The sequence below is a fragment of the Desulfovibrio desulfuricans genome (assembly GCF_004801255.1).
Lineage (GTDB): Bacteria > Desulfobacterota > Desulfovibrionia > Desulfovibrionales > Desulfovibrionaceae > Desulfovibrio > Desulfovibrio desulfuricans_C.
In genome coordinates this window covers 402,836-427,856 of record NZ_CP036295.1, presented here as the reverse complement: position 1 = coordinate 427,856, position 25,021 = coordinate 402,836, and the positions used below count along the sequence as shown (strand labels likewise).

The following is a 25,021-nucleotide window of genomic DNA, read 5'->3' as shown; positions in this document are numbered from 1 at the left end:
GCAGCCCTGATCAAAAAACGTACTTTATTTAAATGGGCAGACGCATTACGCACAGCACATCGTTGCAGTAACGGCCATCGCGCTTGTACTCGCGATAGCCCCTCGAACGGGCGCAGCCCACGGCGTACAGCACGCCGTCGACCGATTCGAGCTGCGAGTGGCATTCGCCTTGCCCGAGAGCCTGCCATTGCGGCTGCAGCGGGCACGTTTCGCCTGGGTGCAGGTGATCCTCGCTAGCTGCCACCAGGGTTCCCCCCGCTTCGGCAAAAAAGCCCGCCGCCCCGGCAACCACATTGCCATTGCTGTCCCTGGGCAGGGTGTCGCCCAGCATGTCGGCAAACTGCGGCAACGAATCAAAAACAATGCCTATGCCGCCCACGGCCTGCCCGCCTTCTGGCGCAAACACGGGCGCGCTGTACACATAGGTTGCCTGCGCCCCGCCCCTGGGACGGTACAGATCGGTAGCGCGAAAGGGCGACACGGCAAAGTCGTCCGAATCCTTGAGCGCCAGCGTGCGCCGCACGTATTCCTCATTTACCTGCTGGCCGTAGAGGCCCCGTTCCGCAGCCTGCGAGCAGGCCACTACCACGCCGTGGGCGTCGTAGAGAAAAAGATTGGAATACACCGTGTAGTAGCTGTTGATGTATTCCAGTATGTTCTCAAGCCGGGCCAGACCGGTTTTGTCAACCTGAGTCTGGGACAAGATGCGCCGGAAGTCGGGCGTGAGCGCCCACCAGCGGCAGTCGTTGGCCCGCTCGTACAGATTGCGGTCCATTATTTCCACCGTAATGGAGGCCAGAAACGAGGCGTCGTTGAGACGTGAGGCCGTGACGGTTTTTAGCAGACCATCGGTAAAGTAGTGGAACTCACGCTCCATCTCGATGCCCATTTTTCGTACCGCATCCAGAATGGGCGGCAGGGCCTGGGCAGCCTTGCGCTCGTCATCGCGCGCATTGCCGCTTTGACGGGCGGCCATGATCTGCCCGTTGAGCGCGGCCAGCGTCAGGTCGCCCATGACATCGCTGGCCTGCTCCTCAATATTGGTCAGATGGGCCGAAAACCCGGCCTCGCGCCGCACCAGGGCAACGTCCAGCCCTTCAGTGATCCTGCTGGCAAAAGCCCGTTGCGCGGGGCGCAGCACATGGCTTTGCCAGGCCTGCCCCTCGTAGCCCTGATAGCCGTCGGACGGGCGCGATACCGCCAGCGTGGTGTTGCGGCCCGTTGAGCTGACGGCAAAGCTGTCCGCAGGGGTGGGGGCATACGAGCGCCCCGCCGGGGCCTGCCGGGCATCGCTGCTGGCAAAGGCCTCGCCCCTGTCGTCCAGCAGCAGAATGACCATATCCCGCGCAAAGCGGGCCATGCCCGCAAACAGGTCGGCCACCTCGCCGTCCATATCAAAGACAAGGCACAGCAGGCCCAGCGGTTCGGCCGCGCCCTCCGCACGGATAACGTGCGAATACACCAGCGCCGCCCGGCCATCTGGCGACAGGTCGGTGGGACGGAAGGTTTCCACAAAGCCCTGCGCGCACAGCGTTTGCCTGACAAGCGGATCGACAGACGCGCGCACTGGCCTGCCGGCGTCAAGCTGCACGCGTACCGTGCCCTGCGTGTCCAGCACCAGGATATCCCGGTAAACGCTGTACTTGGCGCGATAGGCGGCCAGCCGGTTACGCAGCCCGGCCACATCGCAGGACCTGCCCTGCAGAAAGCCCGCAATTTCGCCGTCTGTGGCCAAAAAGCTTACATCAGCCGTGCGCTCGTACAGATTGCGCTTGATGATGTCCATGACCACCTGAGCCACGGGCGACATTTCGCGCACGGCTTTTTCAAGCAGCTTTTCCGCCAGCATGGTTGTCATGTCCTGACGCAGCAGGCCAAAGGTGTCGCGGGTTTTAAAGATGAAATCAAACAGGGTGGCGGCAATGGCATTGCAGTTGATTTTTCCCGTCAGGGCTATCCATGTCCACTGCCGCTCCAGCTGCGCAAAAACCGTGTGGCAGCGCCTGATGTCGGGCATAAAAGGAATCAGCTGCCCGGCGGCTTCTCTTCCGGACGCATCGTGGTCGCGCACAATCACCTCTCTCAAGCATATCTTGGCGCCGCAACGCTGCTCAGAAAAGAGCTGTTGATAATCAATTACAGATTACACTAGTGTACCAACTACCAAGTCTGGGGGGATGACGAGCCTGTAAAAAAAATAATAAAAAGTCAATAATACTTTATTTTTTTATTATATGTGTTTTTAAGAGCTATACCGGAGATGTCTTATTAAAAATAATACGCAAATAAGTGCAACTTTTTTCAGCGAACCGATACATGATAGTAAATTTATATTTTGCAAGCATGCGAATTTGAATACTCAAACAATATAATATTGCATAGTTACAAAAATAGTAGAGAACACCCATTATATATGAGCTGGGCGCATGCAGCGCAGGTTGCAACCTGTCAGTCAACATAGATAAAATAAAAAAAATACGGTTTGTTGGCTGCACGCGCGGCCCACTGTGCGGCATACAACAACAAAGCCGCCGGGCAATGTCCGGCGGCTTTGTCAAACCAATATGGGGTGCAGACGCGCAGTGCGTACGGTCTGCCGTGCAATCTAGCTGGTCTTGCGCTTGCCCGCGATCTGGTAGCGCTTCATGGCCGAGAGCTCGACCTTGCGCAGACGGATGGAAAGCGGGGTCACTTCCACCAGTTCGTCCTCGCGCACAAAGTGCAGGGCGTGCTCAAGGGTCATCTTTTTAACCGGAGTAAGGGTGACGTTTTCATCCTTGCCCGAAGCGCGCAGGTTGGTGAGCTTCTTTTCCTTGGTGGCGTTGACGTCGATGTCGTTGTCGCGGTTGTGCTCGCCCACGATCATGCCTTCGTACACCGGGTCGCCGGGCTCCACAAAGAGCACGCCGCGCGGCTCAAGGTTGAACAGGGCATACGCCACGCCGGCGCCGGCTCGGTCGGCCACGATGGAGCCGGTATAGCGGGTGGGGAAGTCGCCGCGCCATTCCTCGTAGCCTTCGACGTAGGAGTTCATGATGCCGGTACCCTTGGTATCGGTGAGAAACTCGTCGCGGTAGCCGATCAGGCCGCGCGAAGGCACGCTGAATTCAAGGCGCACGCGGCCCGTGCCGTTGTTGACGCAGTTGAGCATGCGGCCCTTGCGCTGGGCCAGCTTGTCGGTCACCACGCCCATGAACACTTCGTCGCAGTCCACGTACAGGCGCTCGATGGGTTCGATGACCTTGCCGTTTTCGTCCTTCCTGAGGATGACTTCGGGGCGGCCCACAGAAAGCTCAAAGCCTTCACGGCGCATGGTTTCAATAAGAATGGCCATCTGAAATTCACCACGGCCCTTGACGAGAAAGGCGTCGCGGTCGTTGGTGTTTTCTACGCGCACGGCCACGTTGCGCAGGGTTTCCTTGACCAGGCGATCATAGATGGCTCGGCTCTGCACAATCTTGCCCTCGCGCCCGGCAAGGGGCGAGGTGTTGATGCCAAAGCGCATGGACACGGTGGGTTCGTCCACGCGGATGCGCGGCATGGCGCGCGGGTTGTCGCGGGTGCAGATGGTGTCGCCGATGGTGACGTCTTCAATACCGGCCAGAACCACGATGTCGCCGGGCACGGCCTTTTCCACTTCCACCACCTGCAATCCATCATACACCTGAAGCTTGGTGGCGCGCAGGGGCTTGGGCTGACCGTCCTCGCCGATGCAGGCCAGGGCCTCCTTGGAGTAAACGGTGCCGTGCATGATGCGGCCCACGGCCAGGCGGCCCAGATAATCGGAGTAGTCAAGGTCTGCCACCAGCATCTGGAAGGGTTCGTCCGGGTCGTAGCTGGGGCCGGGAATATACTTAACAATGGCGTCAAAAAGGGGCGAAAGGTCCTTCTGTTCGTCATCCAGGTTGTTCATGGCCACACCGGCGCGGCCAATGGCGTAGAGCACGGGGAACTCAAGCTGGTGCTCGTTGGCGTCGAGGTCGATGAACAGGTCGTAAATTTCGTTGAGCACTTCCTGGGGGCGCGCGTCCTTGCGGTCAATCTTGTTGATGACCACAACCACGGGCAGGCCTGCCTCAAGGGTTTTGCGCAGAACAAAACGCGTCTGCGGCAACGGGCCTTCGGAGGCGTCCACCAGCAGAATGGCGCCGGTAGCCATGGAGAGCGAGCGCTCCACTTCACCGCCAAAGTCGGCGTGGCCGGGGGTGTCGATGATATTGATCTTCACTCCGTTCCAGTTGACGGCGCAGTTTTTGGCCGCAATGGTGATGCCGCGCTCGCGTTCCAGATCCATCTTGTCCATGACGCGGTCGTCAACCTGCTGGTCGGCGCGAAACACGCCGCCCTGCTTGAACAAGCCATCAACAAGGGTGGTCTTGCCGTGGTCGACGTGGGCGATGATGGCTACGTTGCGGAGGGATTCATTGTGTTGCATGGCTTTTTGCCCTTAAAAAACACTGGGTAGTGCGGTTTTGTTCCCCGCCAGGGGAGATTCCGACTGGCAGCAAAGCTGCGGCAGATCAGCGTCGGGATGAGGCCGACGCAGGCAGGGGGACAAACCGGCAGTCGGTATTGCTTTTTTTTAATGATGTCCGGGCCGCGCTTTTACGCATTTTTCAGAGTTTTGTCACCATGGCCCTGATGAGCCGCCCCAGATTTTTGCCTGTTACTGCGGCCATTGCCAAAATTTCTTCCAAGGGAGCCGGGGTCATGCAGTCAGGCAAATTTTTATTGGTCAAACACGAAAGGCCCAGCACCCGCATGCCCATATGACGCGCGGCGATGATTTCGAGCACGGTGCTCATGCCCACGGCATCGGCCCCCCACTGTCGGTACATGCGGGTCTCCGCCGGGGTTTCCATCTCCGGCCCGTGCACGCCTATGTACACGCCGCGCTCAAGGCGCAGGCCCATCTTGGCGGCGGTCTCAAGCGCCAGAGCGCGCAGGTCCGCGTCCAGCGGGGCACACATGTCGGGGAAGCGCGGCCCCCAGTCGTCAACATTCACGCCCGTCAGCGGCGAATGCCCGGTATGGTTGATAATGTCGCTCATGCACATGATGCCACCCGCGTCAAACTGGGGGTTGAGCCCGCCTGCGGCGTTGGTGATGACGAGGGTTTTAACGCCCAGAAGCGCCATGACCCGCACGCCCATGCACACCTCGGCGGGCGTGCGCCCCTCGTACAGGTGGCACCGGCCCTGCTGGATAAGCGCGTAGCGGCCCACGCAGTCATCCTCGTCGCAGGCCCCGGGAAACCGCCCCCACACAAAGGCTCCGGCGTGCCCCTCGACGCTTGAAGCGGGAAAGCCCGGCAGGTCGGCATACGGCACGACCAGGCGGTCCTGCAGCCGCTCGACCATGCATGAAAGCCCCGTGCCCAGCACGATGCCGATGGGCGCGTCGGCTTCAGGAGAGGCGTTGTTGTCGAGTCTGCGTGCTCCCAAAGGCAATGAAGATGCGCCATGGGAAGCCTGAATGGCCTCGCGCAGGGCTGCGGCGGCACGCTGGACATCCTGAAAATTTTGCATAAAATCGTCTCCTGAAATCAGCTCAGTGGTCTGCAGACAGGCCGCAATCCGCGCCGCGCGTTCCTTTGCCGCTGCGCGGCTTTTTGTGCGGGGCCGCCTCTGCGCGAGTGGATTTTCGCGCCAAAAGCGGGTATGAGGTGCGGATGCAATGTCTGTATAGCCCGCCAATCGTCCCCCCACAAGGGGGTAACGGGCTGCGACCCATAACCGTAACATCCCGCGATGCAAATCCAAACTTCGGATACGCCGCCCGCCCCCACAGGCACCCGGGGCCGGGCCGGACATAAACCAACACAAAAAAGAGCAAGTTAATAGGGAGACAGGCTTGGACAAAGCTCAGGAAAGCATTCCCCTGCAAAAGCACAAAATTCTGGTGGCCAACCGTGGCGAAATCGCCATGCGCATCATGCGCGCCTGCCGCAAGCTGGGAGTGGCCTTTGCCGCCATTTTTACAGCTGAAGACGCGGCCTCGGGCCATGTGCGTCTGGCGCGCGAACAAGGCGGAGAAAAAAGCCTTTTTCGCGTTTCGTCGTACCACGACGCCAACGAACTCATGGCTGTGGCCGATGAGGCGGGCTGCACCGCCGTGCATCCCGGCTACGGCTTTTTTGCCGAGGATTTTCGTTTTGCACGCCGCGTGACCAAACGCGACCGGAAACTCATCTTTATCGGCCCCTCGTGGAAAATCATCCGCGAGCTGGGCGACAAAATCAACACCAAGCGTCTGGCCCGCAGCCTGGGCGTGCCCACCGTGCCCGGCTCGGACCGCCCCATCTATGATGAGATGGAAGCCGAGCGCATCGCCAAGAGCGTGTTTGAATTTCAGGACCAGCAGGGCATCAAGCGCCCCCTGGTGCTGGTCAAGGCATCGGCGGGCGGCGGCGGCATGGGCATTGAGGAAGTGTACGACCCGGACCAGTTCCGCTCGGTCTACCGCCGCATACGCAGCTACGCCCTGCGCCAGTTCAAGGACGAAGGCGTGCTCATCGAGCAGCGCATCATCGACTTTAACCACCTTGAAGTACAGGTGGTTTCCGACCGTTCAGGGCAGAACCCCGTGCACTTTGGCACGCGCAACTGCTCCATACAGTCCACCGGCCGTCAAAAACGCATCGAGATCGCGCCCGGTTTTGCGCCCGACGAACTCAAGTACACCTTTGACGCGGGCAAGGTGCTGCGCGACATTGTGGACTACTCCCTGACCATGGCCCGCAAGGTGGGCTATGACAACGTGGGCACATGGGAGTGGATTGTCACCCGCAAGGGCGAACCCTTCCTTATGGAGGTGAACACGCGCATCCAGGTCGAGAACGGCGTTTCGGCGCGCATCTCGCGGGTGGGCGGCCAAGGCGACGTGGACCTGATCGCCGAGCAGATACGCATCGGCCTTGGCGAGCCGCTGGGCTACGGGCAGGCGGACATTACCTTTGAGGGGCTGGGCATAGAATACCGCCTCATCGCCGAAGACCCCGACAACAACTTCACCCCCTGGGTGGGGCGCATCGAGCGTTTTGGCTGGAAAGAACAGCCATGGCTGACCATGCTCACCCATGTTCCCACCACCGAGCCGTATGAAATCCCTACGGAATTTGACCCCAACCTGGCGCTTGCCATCATCTGGGGCAAAGACCTTGAGGAGGCCAAGGCGCGCGGCCTTGAATTTTTGCGTGATCTGCGGCTCGAAGGGCACAACGCCTCCGGCGAGGAACTGAAGTCCAACGTCAACTTCCTTGCGGCCAACACAGAACGCATCCTGCGTTTCTGACAGGGAACCAGCCCATGAACAAGGCATCGTCCACCCACTTGCCGCCGCAGGCGAGCGCACCCGTCGCAGACCGACGCGTTGCGACGAGGGCGGCGCGTCCGCGCCCGCGCAGGGGACGGTTGCCGGCAGACAACCCATTGGCCGCCCTGAACTTCGGGGATTTCGCCTACCTAAAAAAACCAGTCTAGCTGGCCCCAATATACTATGGACAACAACATCGAAAAACGCATCCAGAGCCTGCGCGACAGGCTGACCTATCTGGTGGACATATTCGCTGGCAAGCACAAGGACAACGCCGACCTGCTTGAAGAAAAGCTTGCCGCCTTCACCGCCCGCGTACGTTCGGGCACGGTGGAGGACCCCTATGCCGAGCTGGCCACGGTTGAAGACCTCTTCAACTACGTGGAACGGCGGCTTGAGGGCAGCATCACGCCCATGGACAAGGTGCGCATTGTGCGCCACTCGCAGCGCATCTGCCTGCGCGATATTCTCGAAAACGTCTACGACAACTTTACCGAAGTGGGCGGACAGGACGAGCACAGCCTCGACCCCAGCATGCTTATTGCCCGCGCGGTCATCACCCGCCGCCGGGGCAAAAAAACCTACACGCAGTCGGTGATGGTCATCGGGCAGGAAAAGGGCCACGGGGCGGAATTCCGCAACGGCGGCTCGGTCAAGCCCTGGGGCAACGCCAAGGCGCAGCAGTACATGCGCGTGGCCGAGACCGAAGGCATACCAGTACACACCTATATTTTTACGCCCGGCTCGTTTCCCATTGAGGACTACCCCGGCGCGGCCCAGCAGATCGCCCGCAACATCTATTGCATGGCAGGCCTGCGCGTGCCCGTTATCGCCGTTATTTCCGAGGGCGGATCGGGCGGCGCCGAGGCCATCGGTCTTGCCGACAAGCGCCTGATGCTGTCGCACGGCTACTACTCGGTTATTTCGCCCGAGGGCGCCGCAGCCATCGAGGGCCGCATCAAGGGCGGTCAGCGCGCCACGCCCGAGCTTATCGAGAGCTGCGCCACCAACCTCAAGATGACGGCGCAGGACAACCTCAAGTTTGGCTATATCGACCGCGTGGTGCAGGAGCCGCCTCTGGGCGCGCGCCCCTGGCACTTCGACTTTTTCCGCAACCTGCGGCAGGAAGTGCTGCGCGCCACCGACGAGGTGGTCATCTCCACCCGCACCATGCCCGGCCTCAAGGGGCTGGCGCTGGCCCGCGTGCGCAAGCCCGACGCCAACCTTGATGAAATGTACACCCGTTGGGGCCTCAGCTCCGCCGCCAAGGACAGGCTGCGCGAACGCCGCCAGCAAAAGTTTTTGCGGCTCTCGCGTCAGGCGGCCCGGGACAAGCGGCCCCTGTTTACCAAGATGGCCGTCGCCACATGGGACTGGATCAGCAAGCCGTGGGTCAGCTTCAAGTACGATTTTTACCGCAAGCACCAGAGGCGCATCCGCACCTTTATGGAAGAAATCGACAACGAGTGGGAAGTGTTCAAGGGTCGCCTGCTGGCCCCCTGGCACAAGCTCACCCGCAAGCTGCCCAGCGCCAAGGCGGAAAACAGCAAGGCCAAAGAACTCACAGCTCTTTCCACATGGTCGGACGATGGCCGCCGCAGCCGGTGGAACTACATTTCGCCGCGCTACAAGGTTGACCGGGCCATTACCTGCCCCAACAGCGCCGCATATGGCTGCCTGGATTTGTGGGGGCCCGACCTGTTTGCCGAATTTGCGGGCGTGTGCAGCCACTGCGGCTACCATTTTCCCATGGAGCCGGAATGGTATGTAAAAAACGTCTTTGACCTCGGCTCCGTCTTTGAATTCAACAGCGAGATCGAAGCGGGCAACCCCCTTGATTTCCCCAACTTCAGCGACCGGATCCTCGACGCGCAAAAGAAGACCGGGGCCAAGAGCGGCTGCATGACCTTTGAAGCCCGCATCGACAATACCAAGATGGTTGTCGCCATGCTTATGGGCACCTTCCGCGGCGGCTCCGTGGGCGCGGCCGAAGGCTACAAGTTTGTGGAGGCGGCCCAACGGGCGGCCAAGAAGCGCTATCCCTTCCTGGCTTACGTGCACGGCACGGCGGGCATCCGCATTCAGGAGGGCACGCACGGCGTTATCCAGATGCCCCGCTGCACGGTGGCCGTGCGCCGCTATATTGAATCCGGCGGCCTGTACATGGTGCTGTACGACACCAACTCCTTTGCCGGTCCCGTGGCCAGCTTTTTGGGCTGCTCGCCCTACCAGTTTGCCGTGCGCTCGTCCAACATCGGTTTTGCCGGACCGGGCGTCATCAAGGAAACCACGGGCATGGACATCCCGCCCAAGTACCACCGCTCGTACCGCGCCCTTTCGCGCGGGCATATTCAGGGCATCTGGGACAGGCGGGAAGTACGCGCAAACCTCAAGCAGGCCCTGCTGACCATTGGCGGCAGAAACCTGTATTACAGGTAACGGCAGGCTGCGCGCGGACTGCGAAACAACATTCCGAGTGACGCGGCGGCCGGAAACACTCCGGTCGCCATCCGCGCCGGAGGCTCAGGGGCAGCCCCCCTGCCCGCCGGAGCGTCGCCAATATATAACGCTTAACGGACCCAAGCATGATAAACATATCTTCACTGCTGGACGAGATAAAGGCTTCTCCCTACCGCGAGATCGTCATCAGCACGCCCCACACGGGCAAGGTGACTTTTGCGGGCATAAAACAGGGCGACAAGGTCGTTGGGCCGCAGGGCCAGTGGAAGGAAAAACCGGGCACGCTCATCGCCACGCTTGAGCGCGAGCGCAACCCCAAGGCCATCTGCGCCAACGAAAAAGGCGAGATCAGCCAGCTGCACACCGAGCTTGAGGGCGCGTTTGTCGAGGCAGGCACGCCCCTGGCCGTGGTTCGCCACATGCTGACCCGCGCCGAGGTTGAACGCATCCTGCTGCAAAAAGCCCTGCATCTTTTTGTTGCGCCTGAACGGGCCAAGTACTACTTCACACCTGAGGTGGACAAAAAGATACGCGCTGCCGATTCGCAGTCTGTGGCCGTACGCGAAGGCATGGAACTGCTCATCATGTCGCGCATGAAGCGCGAGGTTCCGCTGCAGTACGTCGGCCCGGCGGGCGTCATCTACGCAGTCTACTTCAAGTATAATGAAAACATCGACGCTAGCGCTCCCCTGATCGGCGTCTGCCCGCAGGATCAGCTGCCTGCCATCCAGGAAGTGATCATGCGCGTGCAGACCGAATGGACGGAAAAAGACTAGGCGCAGCGTCAGGCATCGCCTCAGACCCGGCCTGTCAAACGGGGGCAGGGTTTGGGCGCATACGCACAAAATCGACCCCCGCCAAAACGGAGCACCTATGGGCAAAGCACTGCAAATTCGCGTGAGCGCCGTGACCTGGAATGAAGACCTGCTGGAAAAACTCTGGCCCAAACTTACCGAGCTCGCCTTCAGTGTGCCCATCAAACACGAAAAACACGGCGTGCTTGAAATGGTGCGGGCCCTGGACGAAGGTCTGCAGTTTTTGCCCTGGTCTCAGGCCCGCCGCACGGCCATCGGGCCCGGCATCCTTGAAGCGGCCCGCATCAAGGCCGACATCGAGACAGCCCTGGCCGACTGGCAACCGCGCGAAGCCAACAAACTGAGCGATACACTTGAAGACGTGCTGGATCAGCTCGAACAGGCATTTGTAGCCTGAGCCCGAAACACGCATACGACCCTGGAGCATCACCATGCTGAACAAAGTAATGATTATAGGCCGTCTGGGCCGCGACCCCGAACTGCGGTACACGCAGAGTGGCTCGCCTGTTGCCACCCTGAACGTCGCCACTGACGAATCCTACACCGACCGCGACGGCAACAAGGTTGACCGCACTGAATGGCACAGAGTTTCGGTGTTTCAGCGCCAGGCGGAAAACTGCGCCAACTTTCTCGCCAAGGGCAGCCTTATCTACGTGGAGGGCAGCCTGCAGACCCGCAAATGGCAGGACCAGCAGGGACAGGACAGGTACACCACCGAGATCAAGGCCCAGCGCGTGCAGTTTCTTGACCGCAAGGGCGACGCCCCGCGCGATGCTGGCGGCGGCGGCCGCAGCTACGAGGACGATCCTGGCGCGCCTGCGGCGGCCGCGGCTCCGCGAGGCAACGCGCCGCGCGGCGGGCAGGGTGCGCAAAGCGGGCGTGAACAGGGCAGCTACGCCCCCCAGGGCAACCGCAAGCCCCAGCCCATGGACGAAGACCTCGGCCCGGCCTTTCCATCCGAAGCGTCCAATATGGACGACGTTCCCTTTTAGCCCACTTGCGGTCTTTGCCGCGCAACCGCACAGATAAACCTCAGGGCGTGGATGCCGCATCCATGCCCTTTTTTATTGCCCGGACAACCGGGTTGAGAAAAATTTCCCCTGCCGCAAAATTTTTCCTGCTTTATGGCGGCACAAGCGCCGAAACCATCTGGGCAGCATCTGCCGCGCATGTGCGCCCCCTTGCCTAGTAAAAGGCTTTGCGAAAAAAAGCGCACTTTCACATGAATTTTTGAATTCAGGCGCACTTTTCTTGTCAGCCCCCCTTCTCTTTTTGCGCGATTCAGCGTATAGCTTTGTGTGAATTTTCCGCAATACTGGCTGTAGCTCTGGTTTTTTTGGCAAGCAGTCAGGAAAATTTTTAAGAGGTGGTTGACTTTTTGTTAGATTATTCACAAGATGCGAATTGAACGCTGCCCTTCCGACTGGCGACGCTGGCCACGGAAGGATGCCCACATAACTAAAAAACGGAGGATTTCGCAATGTCCAAACTGGTAGCTCCTCATGGCGGTAAGGGTCTGGTCTGTTGCCTTCTGGAAGGTAAGGCCTTGGATGACGAGAAGAAAAAAGCCGCAGGCCTGAAGCAGATCGAGATTTCTTCCCGCGCCAAGGGCGACCTGATCATGATGGGCATTGGCGGTTTCTCGCCTCTGAACGGCTTCATGAAAAAGGCTGACTGGAAGAGCGTCTGCGAAAAGATGACCCTTTCCGACGGCACCTTCTGGCCCGTTCCGGTTACCCTTGATGTTCCCGCTGCCGCCGCCAAGACCATCAAGGCTGGCGAAGAAGTGGCCCTGGTTCGCAAAGGCGAAATCATGGCTACCATGAAGGTCGAAGAAGTCTATGAAATGACCGAAGCCGACAAGAAGTGGGAATGCGAACTGGTCTTCAAGGGTTCCGGCCCCGACTCTGAAAAGTTCTGGGAAGTGGCCCCCAACGACCACCCCGGCGTGAAGATGGTTCTCGCGCAGAACGAATTCAACATCGCTGGTCCCGTGAAAGTTCTTTCGCAGGGCGAGTACCCCGAAAAGTTCCCCGGCGTGTACATGACCCCCGCCCAGCTGCGCACCAAGATGGACGAACGCGGCTGGCAGAAGGTTGCCGCCCTGCAGCTGCGTAACCCCATGCACCGCTCGCACGAATACCTCGCCAAGATCGGCGTTGAAGTGTGCGACGGCGTGGTCATCCACTCCCTCGTGGGCTCCCTGAAGCCCGGCGACATCCCGGCCGAAGTGCGCGTAAAGTGCATCGACACCCTGGTTGAAAAGTACTTTGTGAAAGACTTCGTCATTCAGGCTGGCTATCCCCTGGACATGCGTTATGCCGGTCCCCGCGAAGCCCTGCTGCACGCCACCTTCCGCCAGAACTACGGCATCAACCACCTGCTGGTTGGCCGCGACCACGCTGGCGTGGGCGACTTCTACGGCATGTTTGAAGCCCAGGAAATCTTCCGCAAGATTCCTGTGCCCGCCGAACAGGGCAAGCGCCTGCTCTGCGACCCCCTGAACATCGACTGGACCTTCTACTGCAAAAAGTGCGACGGCATGGCCAGCATGCGTACGTGCCCCCACGGCAAGGAAGACCGCGTCATCCTGTCCGGCACCAAGCTGCGCAAGATGCTGTCCGAAGGCGCGGAAGTGCCGGATCACTTCGGCCGTGAAGAAGTGCTCGTCATCCTGCGCGAATACTATTCCAGCCTGACCGAAAAGGTCGAAATCAAGATGCAGCGTGCGGCCTCCGGCTCCACCATGTAGCTTGACCGCATAGACACAACATAAAGGGACGCCCGCAAGGGCGTCCCTTTGTTTTACCCTCGCCTGCCGCGCGTATGCGCGGCGGGGCGCTAAAAACACCGCGCCCTGCGTTGCCGCACCTTGCGCCGCTAGTCCTTCTTTAAGGCGTAGTCTGAGATATTGAGCGCGCAACCGCGGGCATTGGCCGCCAACTTCAGGTCCGGCGGCGCAGGCGTGGGCGGGGCAAGCGCCCTGAGCCTGTCTGGCCGCCGCAGACAATGTGCGGACAAGGCCGCTGGTTTGTCGCACCAAGCTTTACGAAAAAGCAAAAACAGCCTATAACCTGAAACGAGTTACATGCAATAACGGCCATGGCCCGGCATTTATGGCGTCTGTGTGATGCTAGGCCGAACCTGAGCCAAACAATGATTTTTTTACATCCCCAGGTAATTCATGAAGCGAGACCACCAGTTACTTCCCGGTATTTTGAGCATTGCTGTTCTGGCAGCGGCTTTTTGCATTTGGAGCGCCTTTGGCAACGAGGTTAACCTCTGCGTAACATCGGGCTGCGCGCTTTTTCAGGATACCTCTGTTGCGGGCATTTCGCTGTGGTGGGCTGGCGGCGTTACGTTTACCGCTCTGGCTGCGGCGGCCCTGATGGGCGCGGCCCAGGTGGGTGTTGTGCTGGCGGGTCTGGCCCTGCTTGGCGATATCTGCCTTTTGCTGCTCATGGCCGTTACCGCCCCCTGCGTCAGCTGCCTCATCGTGGCCTGTTTTTTTGCCATGATCTACACGGGCTTTCGGCAGGCCGCCCACCGCAGCCGCTCAAGCCTGCCCGGCGACAAGCCAGGCCGCTCGCTGCTGGTGATACTCTGGGGGGTGCTGTTTATCATCAACTCAGGCACGGCCCTGCGCACACAGGCAGATGTGTGGGCCATCACCGACAATGGCAACGAAGCCTCCGTACGCATGTTTTTTTCGCCTTCGTGCCCCAGCTGTCAGGAGGGCATCGCCCTGCTTTCCGGCCATGTGGACGTGGCTTTTTACCCGCTGGCTGAGAGCGAGGGCGACATTTACAAGGTTGCCCGCATGCAGCGGCTGATGGACAATGGCTCAAGCCTTGCCGACGCACTGGCCAAAGCCCAGGACGTGACCGCGCCCTCCCCCATGGCGGCCACCGCCCCCGACATGTTGCTGCTGCGCCTGCGCATGCTGCGCAACAAGGCCCATGTATTTATGGCAGGCTCGCAGACGGTGCCGTTTTTTGAATACCACGGCCTGCCCTCCATGCTGAAAAAATCCGCAAAACAACCGGCAGGGCAGGCAATGTTGCCCGCCGCGCAAACTCCCCCCTCCGCAACAGGCAGTACGGATTTGCCCCTCGACCCGCAAGTTGCGGGTCAGTGCTCAGGCACGACCCCCTGCCCGTAGCCCGTGCTGCCCATAGCGGCCTTGTGCAAAAAATGACAAACCTTGCGCGCAAAAAGCGCAAAGGGGCTTGACGCCCTTTGCGCTTACTATTTATATGAGAGAGCCTTAGTAAAAAGGCATGGGGATGGAATGAAAGCAATCGACATTTTTCGCAAACACAAAAGCGAACTGGTGCGGCTATGGACAGGTGCCGTGTTTGACACCTATCCATTTGAAACAACTGGTTTTTTACGCACCCAGGAAGACCCCTTCGGCAACCCTGTGGCCAACATGACCAAGGAAGCCGCAGGGGGCTTGTACGATGCGATGACCGGCGAAAACGTCGAAGTGGCCCAGACCCGCAAGGCTCTGGACCGTTTTGTCAAACTGCGGGCGGTGCAAAAATTCTCCCCCAGTCAGAGCCTTGCCGTGTTCAGCCTCATGAAGCCCATCATGCGGGAGCACGTCCTGCCGGAACTCATGGCCCAGAACGATCTGGCGGCCTATTTAGAGACCGAATCGCGCATCGACAGCCTGACCTTGCTGGCCTTTGACATGTATATGGAAGACCGGGAAGTTCTGGCTGAGTCGCGCATTACGGAAATACGCAACCAGCACGCCCAACTGGCGCGCTGGGCGCAACAACTGGAAAGCGGGGCCGTGCCCTCTGGGGACGACCGCTGACATCCAGCGTTCATTAGGCCGTAAGGCCTGACCGTGGGCTTTGCAGCATGCGGGCCGGAGATCTCTCAATATCCCGTGGTGGGCTTTTGAGGCAACTTTAGTGGAAGTGAGGTAGGGAATGTTCAATTCATTACTGCTGGTGCTGCTCATAGGAGCCATCGCCTGGGCGGGAGCGGCCGTAGGGCTCGCGGGCCTGTTCGGCGTGGCGTTGCCTTATGTGGCAGTAGTCGTGTTCATCGCCGGTGTTGTCTGGCGCATGGTGTACTGGGCCAAATCGCCCGTGCCCTTCTGCATCCCCACTACTGGCGGGCAGGAGCAGTCGCTTGACTTCATCAAGCAGGCAAAATTCGACTGTCCCAGCACAACTTGGGGTGTTGTGCAGCGCATGTTCCTGGAAGTTTTCTGCTTCCGGTCGCTGTTCCGTAACACGGTTGCAGATGTGCAGGAATTTGACCCAGTCAGCAACGGGCCGCGCACCATTTATTATTCCTCCAAGTGGCTGTGGGTCTTTGCCCTGCTGTTCCACTACTGCTTCCTGCTGGTGTTTATCCGGCACTTCCGCTTTTTTATGGAACCCGTGCCCTCCTGTATCCGCTTTTTGGAGACTATTGACGGCATCATGCAGTTTGGCTCGCCCCGGTTCTTCTGGACCGGCGGTCTTGTGCTGACCGCCCTGCTGTTCTTGCTGGCTCGTCGCGTTTTCAACCAGCGTCTGCGCTATCTCTCGCTTGCCAACGACTACTTTCCCCTGTGGCTGCTCATCAGCATTGTGGGTACCGGCATCTGCCTGCGTTATTTCGATAAGACCGAAATCGCCCAGGTCAAGATTTTCATCATGGGTCTTACCCACTTTGCACCCGTGTCAACCGCTGGCATCAACGCCCTGTTCTTCACGCACCTTACTCTGGTCTGCGTACTGCTGATTTACTTCCCCTTCTCCAAGCTCATGCACATGCCGGGCGTGTTCTTTAGCCCCACGCGCAACATGGCGAACAATTCCCGCCGTGTACGCCACATCAACCCCTGGAATCCGCCCAAGCAGTACTTCACCTACGCCGAGTACGAGGACACCTACCGCGACGCCATGGCCGAAGCCGGGCTGCCGCTGGAAAAGCAACCCGAAAAGGCCGCCGAGTAAGGAGTTTCCACGATGGCAAAATTACCTACGCCGCAAATGCTTGTGTCCAGCCGCCCGGCCTTTCCCGCCCAGGACTGGCTTGACACCAAGCCCGAATTTACACCAGGCAGCTTCTGCTACCCGGCCAAAAAAGAGACCATGGAACTTCTGCACATGCCCAATCCCCACGAGTGGGATCCGGCGGCGGAAGACTGGAACCTGCCCGAAAACTGGGAACAGATTCTGTGCGACGCCTTTGAAGAGCGCCTTGAAAAGCACCGCTCGCTCAAGCTGTTCATGGACATCTGCGTGCGTTGCGGCGCCTGCGCCGACAAGTGCCACTTTTTCCTGGGCACCAACGACCCCAAGAACATGCCGGTGCTGCGCGCCGAGCTGCTCCGCTCGCTCTACCGCCGCGACCACACCATGCTGGGCAAGATACTCGGCAAAAAAGTGGGCGCACGCGGCTGGGACAAGCAGGTAGTCAAAGAACTTTTCTACTACGCTTACCAGTGCACCGAATGCCGCCGCTGCTCGCTCTTTTGCCCCTACGGCATCGACACGGCCGAAATCACCGCCATCGTGCGCGAGCTGCTGCACGAGGTTGGTCTTGGCATCCACTGGATCATGGATCCGGTCAAAAACTGCAGCTTTACCGGCAACCACCTTGGCATCAAGCCCCACTCCTTTGTGGAAATTGTGGAAATGCTGGCCGACGACTGCGAAACCATCACCGGCATCCGTCCCAAGACGCCCTTTAACGAAAAGGGCCACGAAATCCTGTTCATCACGCCCTCCGGCGACGTATTTGCCGACCCCGGCATCTACACCTTCATGGGCTATCTGATGCTCTTCCACGAGCTGGATCTCGACTACACGTTTTCGACCTACGCGTCCGAAGGCGGCAACTTTGGCTCCTTTACCACCTTCAACATGGCAAAGAAGCTCAACGCCAAAATGTACGCCGAAGCCGAGCGCCTGGGCTCCAAGTGGATTCTGGGCGGCGAATGCGGCCACATGTGGCGCGTGATCAACCAGTACATGGACACGTACAACGGCCCGTCGCCCTCGCACATGACGACGCCTGTTTCGCCCTACACGGGCACGGTGTTCCAGAATGCGGCCTCCACCAAGATGGTGCACATAGCCGAATTCACCGCTGACCTGATCAACCACAACAAGCTGAACCTCGACCCCAGCCGTAACGACCATATCATCACCACGTTCCACGACTCGTGCAACCCCGCACGCGGCATGGGCCTGCTTGACGAACCCCGCTACGTGCTCAACGCCGTGTGCAACAACTTTGTTGAAATGCCCGAAAACACCATCCGCGAGCAGACCTTCTGCTGCGGTGCTGGTTCGGGCCTGAACACCGAAGAAATCATGGAACTGCGCATGCGGTCCGGCATGCCGCGCGGCAATGCCCTGCGTTATGTGCAGGAAAAATACGGCGTCAACCACATGGCCTGCGTGTGCGCCATCGACCGCGCCACCCTGCCCCCGCTCGCCAACTACTGGGCGCCCGGCGTCACCGTGAGCGGCCTGCATGAACTGGTGGGCAATGCCCTTGTCATGAAGGGCGAAAGCAAGCGCACTATGGACCTGCGCCAGGAAGACCTGCCCAACGTGGCAGAGGATGATGACGCGCCCGAGGCGCAGGGGGAGGGCCAATAGATGTATAACGCCAAAGCTGTAATTCTTGGGATCATCATCTTTGTGATCCTGTTCACCTCCCCGTTCTGGGCAAGCATGCTGGGCAAGCACTATTCCAGCACCGGCATTGTTTTGCCCAAGGATGAAAAGGAGTGTGTGGAGAGTGTGACTTTCATGCGCGACAAGCACATGCAGCTGCTCAACGAGTGGCGCGACGAGGCCCTGCGCAATGAAAACCGCACCTATGTGGCTTCCAACGGCAAAAAGTGGACCATCAGCCTGCAGAACACCTGCTTGAAGTGCCATAACGACTACAAAGGTTTCTGTGAAAAGTGCCATGTGGCCAACAGCGTCGATCCCTATTGCTGGACCTGCCACATTATTCCCCAGGGGAGCAAGTAATGAACAAGAGCAGAAGAAGCTTTCTGAAAGTGGCGGGGCTTTCTGCCTGTGCCCTGAGCAGCGGATTGGCCGGCCTTGGCGCCCTGTCCGGCGTTGCTCAGGCCCAGGTTGCCCCCGGTCGCTATGAAAAAGGCGTCAACGCCCTGCACGCCAAGCGCTGGGCCATGGTTATCGATACACGTCAGTTCAGCGGTCCCAAAGACTACGAACCCCTGATCGAAGCCTGCCACAAGGTTCATAACGTGCCGCACATTCCCGGCGACCAGAACATCAAGTGGTTTTGGCTCGACTCGTTCGAGCACACCTTCCCTGATGAAATGAACGCCTTCCTCGACAAGCGCCGGGCTGAAGCCAGCTACCCGCTGCTGTGCAACCACTGCACCAACCCGCCCTGCGTGCGCGTGTGCCCCACGCAGGCCACCTACAAGATGGAAGACGGCATTGTCGCCATGGACTACCACCGCTGCATTGGCTGCCGCTTTTGCATGGCGGGCTGTCCCTTTGGCGCGCGTTCGTTCAACTTCAAGGATCCGCGCAAGTTCCTAGCCAACCCGGTGCCCAATCCGGCGTTTCCCACGCGCATGATCGGTGTTGTCGAAAAATGCACCTTCTGCGCCGAGCGCCTGGCCGTAGGCCAGCTGCCCGCCTGCGTTGAAGCCTCTGGCGGCAAGATTCTCTTCGGCGACCTGGAAGATCCCAATTCAACGGTGCGGCAGGCTTTGTCCGCCAACTACAGTATTCGCCGCAAGCCCAACCTGGGCACGCAGCCCGGCGTTTACTACCTCATATAGGGAGGACAGGCCATGGTTGAAAAATTGCTCGAAGGTCCCAAGACCTACTACTTGTGGCTGCTCTTTCTGCTCTGCCTGATCGCAGGCTGCGGCATTGTGTACCTGGATCAGCTGCAGAACGGTCTTTCTGTTACCGGCATGAACCGCGATGTTTCGTGGGGGCTGTACATTTCGCAGTTTACCTACTTCGTCGGCGTTGCCGCCTCGGCCGTTATGCTGGTGCTGCCCACGTACTTCCACCACTACAAAAAATTCAAGCGCATGATCATCTTTGGTGAATTCATGGCCGTCGCGGCCGTGGTCATGTGCGCCCTGTTCATCGTGGTCGACCTTGGGCAGCCCCAGCGCATGCTCAACGTCATGATTCACCCCACGCCCAATTCCGTCATGTTTTACGACATGATGGTGCTCATCGGCTACCTTGGCCTGAATATCGTCATCGGCTGGGTAACCCTTGAGGCAGAGCGGCACGAAGTGCATCCCCCCAAGTGGATCAAGCCCCTCATCTATCTTTCGATTTTGTGGGCCTTTTCCATCCACACGGTTACCGCCTTCCTGTACGCGGGCATTCCCGGCCGCCATTACTGGCTGACCGCCATCATGGCCGGCCGCTTCCTGGCTTCGGCTTTCTGCTCCGGTCCCGCCATCCTGATGCTGCTCATGCTGCTGCTGCGCCGCCTCACCGGCTTTGACGTGGGCAAGGAAGCCGTAAAAACCTTGGCGACCATCATTGTCTACGCCATGTGCGTGAACGTCTTCTTCTTCCTGCTGGAGCTGTTCACGGCGTTCTACAGCAACATCCCCGGCCACATGGAACCCATCCACGTGCTGTTCTTCGGCCACGAAGGTCATCTGCTGTGGGTGAGCTACTGGATGTGGGCTGCGGTCATCATGGCCTTTGCCTGTCTGGCCATTCTCATTCCGCCGCAGCTCCGCACGCATCCCGTGCTCATGCCCGTCGCCCTGGTCATGCTTGTGGCGGCCTCGTGGATCGACAAGGGGCTTGGCCTGCTTGTTGGCGGCTTTACCCCCAACATGTATGAAACCATCACCCCCTATATGCCCACCGGCAAGGAAATTACCGTGGCCCTCGGCGTATACGCCGTTGGCGCTCTGGTTGTCTCTCTGCTCTGGCGCATAGCCCTTGGCGTCAAAAAAGAAGTGAACAACTTCTCCGACTAAACGTCAGACGGATACCATCAAACGCCCCTGCGTCACCGACGCGGGGGCGTTTTTCTTGTTTGTGCGCGCCACCGGTCTGTTTGCACGGCACGCCGCGCGCATGGCCAGCCCGACCGCAACGGCTTTTCTTCACACTCAAGCTTGACTCGAAGCCATGCTCGCGGGCATAGTATCAGCCATTCCCCGTTATATTTTTCGCAAGGAGCCATGGATGCATCAAGCGCTCAAAGACGCCATAACCATAAGCAAGACCCTGTTGCGCAATGGCTATGACGCGCATGTTATCAACGCCCCCTTGCAGGAGCACCTGCTGGAAAACGCCAAGCAGCCCACCGTGGACATCGCCTGCGAGCCGGATCTGGATACTCTTATCAAGCTGTTTCCCAAGGCCGTGCCTCTGCAGGGCGTGCGGGCGCTGGCCACACTGGAAGAAAACGGCTTTATTTTTTGTTTTTATCCCCTGGAAGTCGCCGCAGCCGGCCATCCCGAGCTTTCGCTCCTGCGCATTACGCCGACCATGATGGACAGGATGGAGCACGAAGAACAGCTCAAGCTGCGCATTACCGGTTTTGGCAGCCCAGAGTCGTCCAACGACGCCTATGACGGTTTTGAAGACGTCATGACCGGCGCTATACAGCTTACGGGTCTGCCGGACGAAACCCTGCGCCACAACTACCTGCTGGCGGTGCGCGCCTTGCGCTTTGCGGCCAACTTTGACCTGCCCATCGAGCCGAACACCTGGCTTGCCATCGTGCGGGCCTCCAGCCGCGTGCTTGATTACGTGCCCGCGACGGACATCATGGACGAATGGCGCAAGGTTGCAGCCGAATCCATGTACCGCTTTGTGCGGCTGCTTTTTGATTCGCACATTCTTCAGGGTCTTATCCCCGAGGTGGCCTCCCTCTCGTGCCTCACCCAGATGCGCAACAAGGAGGGCGACACGGAAAACGTGTTTGAACACACGCTCGAGTGCATGAAGCACTACCCCGAAGAAGACTTCCACTACGACTGGCTTGGCACCATGGCCATGCTGTTTCACGATGTGGGCAAGCTCTACACAGGTGAATACTTCGACGGCATCTGGACCTACTACCAGCACCACCGCGTTGGCGCCAAGGTAACCCGCAAGATCCTGCGCCGCCTGCACTTTGCGCAGGAGGACATAGACCTGCTCTGCCATCTGGTGCGCCACCACATGCGCTTCCACTTTATGATGACCGACAGGGGCATCCGCCGCTTCAAGGCCCTGGACGACTACCCCCGCCTTATCGCCATGGCCCGCGCCGACCTCAAGGCGCGCGACGGCATTCTGACCTCGTTCAACCACAATATGAAGTACCTTGACCGTGCGGAAACGCCCGAGCAGATGCTTGAGCCGCTGTTGAACGGCAACGAGATCATGAGCGAGACCAAGCTGTCCCCCGGCCCGCTGGTGGGCGTCATTCGAGATGCCCTGCTGCAGGCGCAGATTGCGGGCGAAGTTACCGATGTGGAATCAGCGGTGACCTTTGTGCGCAATTATGCCCGAAAATCCGTGGGCTAAAACGGGGTCTGCCTGCCTGAAACTGCAAGGGCGTTCCCGCAAGGAACGCCCTTTTTCAACCCTGGCAGCGCGATGCCGCCTGTACGGAATTTTCTTGCCCACTTGCGACAAACATCGTAGTGCAACAGCCAGACCGCGACAGCCAGCCCTCGACAACTTAACCAACCCGGCAGCACATATGACCAATCTCCTCAACCTGACGCTTCCCGAGCTGGAATCCTGGCTCCAGGACGAACTGGGCGAACGCAAATTCCGCGCCATGCAGATATGGCAGTGGTTGTGGCAACGCATGGTTCGCGATTTCGATTCCATGACCAACATTTCAAAAGACTGCCGCGAAAAGCTCACGGCAAAAGCTGTTATCACCTGGCCCGAAGTGGTGACGGTTGAAAAAAGCCAGGACGACACAACAAAGTTTTTGCTGCGGCTTGAAGACGGCGCGCTGGTTGAGAGCGTCCTCATCCCCTCGGACTCCCGCGAGGGCGTGCGCCGCTGGACGCAGTGCCTGTCGTCCCAGGTGGGCTGCGCCATGAGCTGCACGTTTTGCTCCACAGGGCAGATGGGCTTTGAACGCAACATGACCATGGCCGAAATTCTCGGCCAGATACTGGTGGCGCGCGAGTACCTGGGCGACGACAGGCCCGAATGGCCCATGCTGCGCAATCTTGTTTTTATGGGCATGGGCGAACCGCTGCTGAACATGCGCGAACTCATGCGCTCTCTCGAAAGCCTGAACAACGCCAAAGGGCTGAATTTCTCACCCCGGCGCATCACTGTCTCCACCTGCGGCATAGAAAAGGGTCTGCGCGAGCTGGGCGAGAGCGGCCTGGCCTATCTGGCGGTTTCGCTGCACGCGCCGACGCAGGAGCTGCGTTCGCAGATCATGCCCAAGGCGGCGCGCTGGCCCCTGGACGAGATGTTTGCAGCGCTCAAATCATATCCCCTCAAGACGCGGGAGCACATTACCTTTGAATATCTGCTGCTGGGCGGGGTCAACGACGGTCTGGAGCAGGCCAAGGAACTGGCGCGGCTGGTCAACGACGTGCGCGGCAAGCTGAACCTTATTGTTTACAACCCGGCGGAAGGCGCGCCCTACGCTGCCCCGACCGAAGAAAACGTGCTGGCCTTCGAGCAGTACCTCTGGAAGCGAAAAATCACGGCCATCCTGCGCAAAAGCAAAGGGCAGGATATCAAGGCCGCCTGCGGGCAGCTCAAGGCCGCACGACAGTAGCAGGAAGGCTGACAGAGTACAGGCCCGGCAAAATGCGAGGGTACGCAGGCCAGACAGGTTTGGCGTACCCATTTTGCAAAACTGCGCCTATCTGGCGGCCTGACCGCGCGTTCCTGCGTGATGCGGCGCGCAGCGGTCAGCAGCGTCACGTGGCCGCAGCCAGCCATAGCCGCCTGTCCAGCGTCGGCACAGCCGATAGATCAACAGCGGCAACAAGGCCAGCGCGCAGGCGAGATGCAGCATCTTAACGGTCCGGTACAAGCCGTCGTAAATGGAATAATCCGGCATGTTGTGCACAATGAGCGCCAGGCCAGTGACGGCCAGCCCTACCAGCAAAACAACACGCACCCTTCCGCAACGGGTAAGGCAAAAGGCGTTACGCCCCTGCAGCCACCAGATGGTCAGCGCGTAGGTGCCCAAGAACAGCAGCGCAGCCGACGAATAATAGTGCGCCACAGAGGGCGACGAGCTGAGGCTCTGCACCAGCCCGTAGCGCGCCAGCTGGGGCAGGTGCGACAGACCGCTCCACACGGCGCTGAGCATGCTGGCAAGCCACAGCATACTGAAAAATGACGAAAAAAGCGCTCGCTGTTTTTTCACGGTTTGCGCCTCATCTGTTTTTCCCGCCACATGCGCAGTCCGGCCAGCGCCGCTCCTGCGGCAGGCGCCAGCAGCACAGCGCGCAACAGGCTGTTTTCCTTGTCCATACTTGCGCCAGCCGGGCGCAGGCTCGGCATGCCCACCCCCACTTGCCCCTGTCGGAGCATGTTGGCCTCTATGTCGCGGAACAGCACCGATGATACATAGATGGTGTTGGTGCCGCCGTTTTCCTTAAGCCCAAAAATATCGCCGCCCCGCTGTTCCGCAAGATCCTTGGCCAGCTTGACCATGTCGTTGCGGGGGCCAGTGCGCATGGCTCCCTGCGGGCACGCCGCCACGCAGGCGGGGTTTTCGCCCGAGGCCAGCAGACTACGACAATAGTCGCACTTGAAGGTTTGCCCGTTGCCCACATAGTTGGGGGCAAAATTCAGATACGGCCCCACGCCCGACTGTCGTTGGGGAATGCCCCAGGGGCAGGCGCGGTCGCAGGGGCCATCTCCCAGGCAGGTGGAGCTGTTGATGTACACCGCGCCCTCGTGGCTCTGCCGCAGCGAACCGGTAGAGCACAGGGTGACGCACTGCGGGTTAAGGCAATGCAGGCAGCGCCGGGGCAAGAATACGCGCCGCTCCACGCCCTTGACCGTTATTGTGCACGACTGGATAAATAGCCAGTTGTAGGGCGTCAGCCGCGAGACTTCGTCTGTGCGGTCAGACCAGTCGCTGCTGCGCACCCAGGCGGGATACGGGCGAGGGTAGGGATGTACAGGCTGCGGAACACCCGCGAGATTGCGCGCGCGGCATGCCTCAACGCACGCCCCGCAGCCGTTGCAGAGATCAACATCAATGATGGTGGCGCGGTCGTCGCCATCGCCCCATACGTCAGCCTTGCCCACCGCAGCGGGGGTTGCCCCCGCCAGAGCCAGCCCGGCAGTGCCTGCAACGACCTTCAAAAACGTTCTGCGCTGTAACAGATGTTTGTTGCCCATGGAATACCTTTGCCTACCCGGCCTTTACCGTATCCCTATAGGCCTGCGACACCACACCGTCAAGCCGCCTCGGGCAAATGCAGCGGATGCCCGCCGCCT

General features: G+C 59.7%; 20 protein-coding genes. 15 read left to right on the top strand and 5 right to left on the bottom strand.

The genetic code is table 11. The features are described 5' to 3' along the window. Positions 1–28: 28 nt before the first annotated feature. The 3 genes from DDIC_RS01645 to DDIC_RS01635 all read right to left on the bottom strand — a co-directional run bounded on the left by DDIC_RS01645 (position 29) and on the right by DDIC_RS01635 (position 5,528). Entirely contained in the window at positions 29–2,086 is a 2,058-nt protein-coding gene (locus DDIC_RS01645; RefSeq protein ID WP_136398840.1) for a cache domain-containing protein, read from the bottom strand. 519 nt (positions 2,087–2,605) lie between these two features. Beyond that, positions 2,606–4,435: a translational GTPase TypA gene (typA, locus tag DDIC_RS01640; RefSeq protein WP_136398839.1), complete on the bottom strand. Its 1,830-nt coding sequence runs from the start codon at positions 4,433–4,435 to the stop codon at positions 2,606–2,608. Between the two features lie 181 nt (positions 4,436–4,616). Further along, complete coding sequence (locus tag DDIC_RS01635) at positions 4,617–5,528, bottom strand: purine-nucleoside phosphorylase (protein WP_136398838.1); 912 nt, start codon at positions 5,526–5,528, stop codon at positions 4,617–4,619. Positions 5,529–5,853: 325 nt separating this feature from the next. On the opposite strand from DDIC_RS01635, the gene DDIC_RS01630 reads away from it, so the two are divergent. From DDIC_RS01630 to rlmN, 15 genes are all read left to right on the top strand, one after another. Next, on the top strand, positions 5,854–7,293 hold the full coding sequence (locus tag DDIC_RS01630) for a biotin carboxylase N-terminal domain-containing protein (protein WP_432612323.1): 1,440 nt from the start codon (positions 5,854–5,856) through the stop codon (positions 7,291–7,293). Between the two features lie 204 nt (positions 7,294–7,497). Continuing rightward, positions 7,498–9,753, top strand: a complete 2,256-nt coding sequence (locus DDIC_RS01625; RefSeq protein WP_136398837.1) for an acetyl-CoA carboxylase carboxyl transferase subunit alpha/beta — start codon at positions 7,498–7,500, stop codon at positions 9,751–9,753. Positions 9,754–9,899: 146 nt separating this feature from the next. Beyond that, on the top strand, positions 9,900–10,550 hold the full coding sequence (locus DDIC_RS01620; RefSeq protein WP_136398836.1) for a biotin attachment protein: 651 nt from the start codon (positions 9,900–9,902) through the stop codon (positions 10,548–10,550). Between the two features lie 97 nt (positions 10,551–10,647). Further along, entirely contained in the window at positions 10,648–10,986 is a 339-nt protein-coding gene (locus tag DDIC_RS01615) for a hypothetical protein (protein WP_136398835.1), read from the top strand. A 34-nt stretch (positions 10,987–11,020) separates the two neighbouring features. Further along, a complete protein-coding gene (locus DDIC_RS01610) occupies positions 11,021–11,581 on the top strand; it encodes a single-stranded DNA-binding protein (protein ID WP_136398834.1) in 561 nt (186 codons plus the stop codon). Positions 11,582–12,069: 488 nt separating this feature from the next. Then, entirely contained in the window at positions 12,070–13,341 is a 1,272-nt protein-coding gene (gene sat, locus DDIC_RS01605) for a sulfate adenylyltransferase (RefSeq protein ID WP_136398833.1), read from the top strand. 432 nt (positions 13,342–13,773) lie between these two features. Further along, on the top strand, positions 13,774–14,751 hold the full coding sequence (locus DDIC_RS01600) for a hypothetical protein (protein ID WP_136398832.1): 978 nt from the start codon (positions 13,774–13,776) through the stop codon (positions 14,749–14,751). Between the two features lie 129 nt (positions 14,752–14,880). Then, a complete protein-coding gene (locus tag DDIC_RS01595; RefSeq protein ID WP_136398831.1) occupies positions 14,881–15,414 on the top strand; it encodes an RsbRD N-terminal domain-containing protein in 534 nt (177 codons plus the stop codon). Between the two features lie 118 nt (positions 15,415–15,532). Next, entirely contained in the window at positions 15,533–16,552 is a 1,020-nt protein-coding gene (gene dsrM, locus DDIC_RS01590) for a sulfate reduction electron transfer complex DsrMKJOP subunit DsrM (protein ID WP_136398830.1), read from the top strand. A gap of 12 nt (positions 16,553–16,564) precedes the next feature. Beyond that, positions 16,565–18,208 carry a sulfate reduction electron transfer complex DsrMKJOP subunit DsrK gene (gene dsrK / locus DDIC_RS01585; protein ID WP_136398829.1) on the top strand — a complete coding sequence of 548 codons (1,644 nt, stop codon included), beginning with the start codon at positions 16,565–16,567 and terminating at the stop codon, positions 18,206–18,208. Further along, complete coding sequence (gene dsrJ, locus DDIC_RS01580) at positions 18,209–18,589, top strand: sulfate reduction electron transfer complex DsrMKJOP subunit DsrJ (protein WP_136398828.1); 381 nt, start codon at positions 18,209–18,211, stop codon at positions 18,587–18,589. Then, complete coding sequence (gene dsrO, locus DDIC_RS01575; RefSeq protein ID WP_136398827.1) at positions 18,589–19,380, top strand: sulfate reduction electron transfer complex DsrMKJOP subunit DsrO; 792 nt, start codon at positions 18,589–18,591, stop codon at positions 19,378–19,380. The genes dsrJ and dsrO overlap by 1 nt, the downstream gene beginning before the upstream one ends. Positions 19,381–19,392: 12 nt before the next feature. Then, the gene (gene dsrP, locus DDIC_RS01570; protein ID WP_136398826.1) at positions 19,393–20,562 is read left to right on the top strand and encodes a sulfate reduction electron transfer complex DsrMKJOP subunit DsrP; all 1,170 of its coding nucleotides are present in this window, start codon (positions 19,393–19,395) and stop codon (positions 20,560–20,562) included. Between the two features lie 211 nt (positions 20,563–20,773). Beyond that, the gene (locus DDIC_RS01565; protein ID WP_136398825.1) at positions 20,774–22,105 is read left to right on the top strand and encodes an HD domain-containing protein; all 1,332 of its coding nucleotides are present in this window, start codon (positions 20,774–20,776) and stop codon (positions 22,103–22,105) included. 178 nt (positions 22,106–22,283) lie between these two features. After that, positions 22,284–23,336: a 23S rRNA (adenine(2503)-C(2))-methyltransferase RlmN gene (gene rlmN, locus DDIC_RS01560; protein ID WP_136398824.1), complete on the top strand. Its 1,053-nt coding sequence runs from the start codon at positions 22,284–22,286 to the stop codon at positions 23,334–23,336. Between the two features lie 87 nt (positions 23,337–23,423). Here the strand turns inward: rlmN and DDIC_RS01555 are convergent, their stop codons facing one another. Together DDIC_RS01555 and DDIC_RS01550 are read right to left on the bottom strand one after the other, a co-directional pair. Next, positions 23,424–23,936, bottom strand: coding sequence for a FeS-binding protein (locus DDIC_RS01555; protein ID WP_136398823.1), 513 nt, complete (start codon positions 23,934–23,936; stop codon positions 23,424–23,426). Next, complete coding sequence (locus tag DDIC_RS01550) at positions 23,933–24,922, bottom strand: 4Fe-4S dicluster domain-containing protein (RefSeq protein ID WP_136398822.1); 990 nt, start codon at positions 24,920–24,922, stop codon at positions 23,933–23,935. Before DDIC_RS01550 ends, DDIC_RS01555 begins: the two co-directional genes overlap by 4 nt. Positions 24,923–25,021 lie beyond the last annotated feature (99 nt).

What these genes read in the sequence shown, in the direction of transcription:
- typA (WP_136398839.1), bottom strand. Translation starts at nt 4,435, where the DNA reads ATGCAACACAATGAATCCCTCCGCAACGTAGCCATCATCGCCCACGTC.
- DDIC_RS01635 (WP_136398838.1), bottom strand. Translation starts at nt 5,528, where the DNA reads ATGCAAAATTTTCAGGATGTCCAGCGTGCCGCCGCAGCCCTGCGCGAG.
- DDIC_RS01625 (WP_136398837.1), top strand. Translation starts at nt 7,498, where the DNA reads ATGGACAACAACATCGAAAAACGCATCCAGAGCCTGCGCGACAGGCTG.
- DDIC_RS01620 (WP_136398836.1), top strand. Translation starts at nt 9,900, where the DNA reads ATGATAAACATATCTTCACTGCTGGACGAGATAAAGGCTTCTCCCTAC.
- DDIC_RS01615 (WP_136398835.1), top strand. Translation starts at nt 10,648, where the DNA reads ATGGGCAAAGCACTGCAAATTCGCGTGAGCGCCGTGACCTGGAATGAA.
- DDIC_RS01610 (WP_136398834.1), top strand. Translation starts at nt 11,021, where the DNA reads ATGCTGAACAAAGTAATGATTATAGGCCGTCTGGGCCGCGACCCCGAA.
- sat (WP_136398833.1), top strand. Translation starts at nt 12,070, where the DNA reads ATGTCCAAACTGGTAGCTCCTCATGGCGGTAAGGGTCTGGTCTGTTGC.
- DDIC_RS01600 (WP_136398832.1), top strand. Translation starts at nt 13,774, where the DNA reads ATGAAGCGAGACCACCAGTTACTTCCCGGTATTTTGAGCATTGCTGTT.
- DDIC_RS01595 (WP_136398831.1), top strand. Translation starts at nt 14,881, where the DNA reads ATGAAAGCAATCGACATTTTTCGCAAACACAAAAGCGAACTGGTGCGG.
- dsrM (WP_136398830.1), top strand. Translation starts at nt 15,533, where the DNA reads ATGTTCAATTCATTACTGCTGGTGCTGCTCATAGGAGCCATCGCCTGG.
- dsrK (WP_136398829.1), top strand. Translation starts at nt 16,565, where the DNA reads ATGGCAAAATTACCTACGCCGCAAATGCTTGTGTCCAGCCGCCCGGCC.
- dsrJ (WP_136398828.1), top strand. Translation starts at nt 18,209, where the DNA reads ATGTATAACGCCAAAGCTGTAATTCTTGGGATCATCATCTTTGTGATC.
- dsrO (WP_136398827.1), top strand. Translation starts at nt 18,589, where the DNA reads ATGAACAAGAGCAGAAGAAGCTTTCTGAAAGTGGCGGGGCTTTCTGCC.
- dsrP (WP_136398826.1), top strand. Translation starts at nt 19,393, where the DNA reads ATGGTTGAAAAATTGCTCGAAGGTCCCAAGACCTACTACTTGTGGCTG.
- DDIC_RS01565 (WP_136398825.1), top strand. Translation starts at nt 20,774, where the DNA reads ATGCATCAAGCGCTCAAAGACGCCATAACCATAAGCAAGACCCTGTTG.
- rlmN (WP_136398824.1), top strand. Translation starts at nt 22,284, where the DNA reads ATGACCAATCTCCTCAACCTGACGCTTCCCGAGCTGGAATCCTGGCTC.
- DDIC_RS01550 (WP_136398822.1), bottom strand. Translation starts at nt 24,922, where the DNA reads ATGGGCAACAAACATCTGTTACAGCGCAGAACGTTTTTGAAGGTCGTT.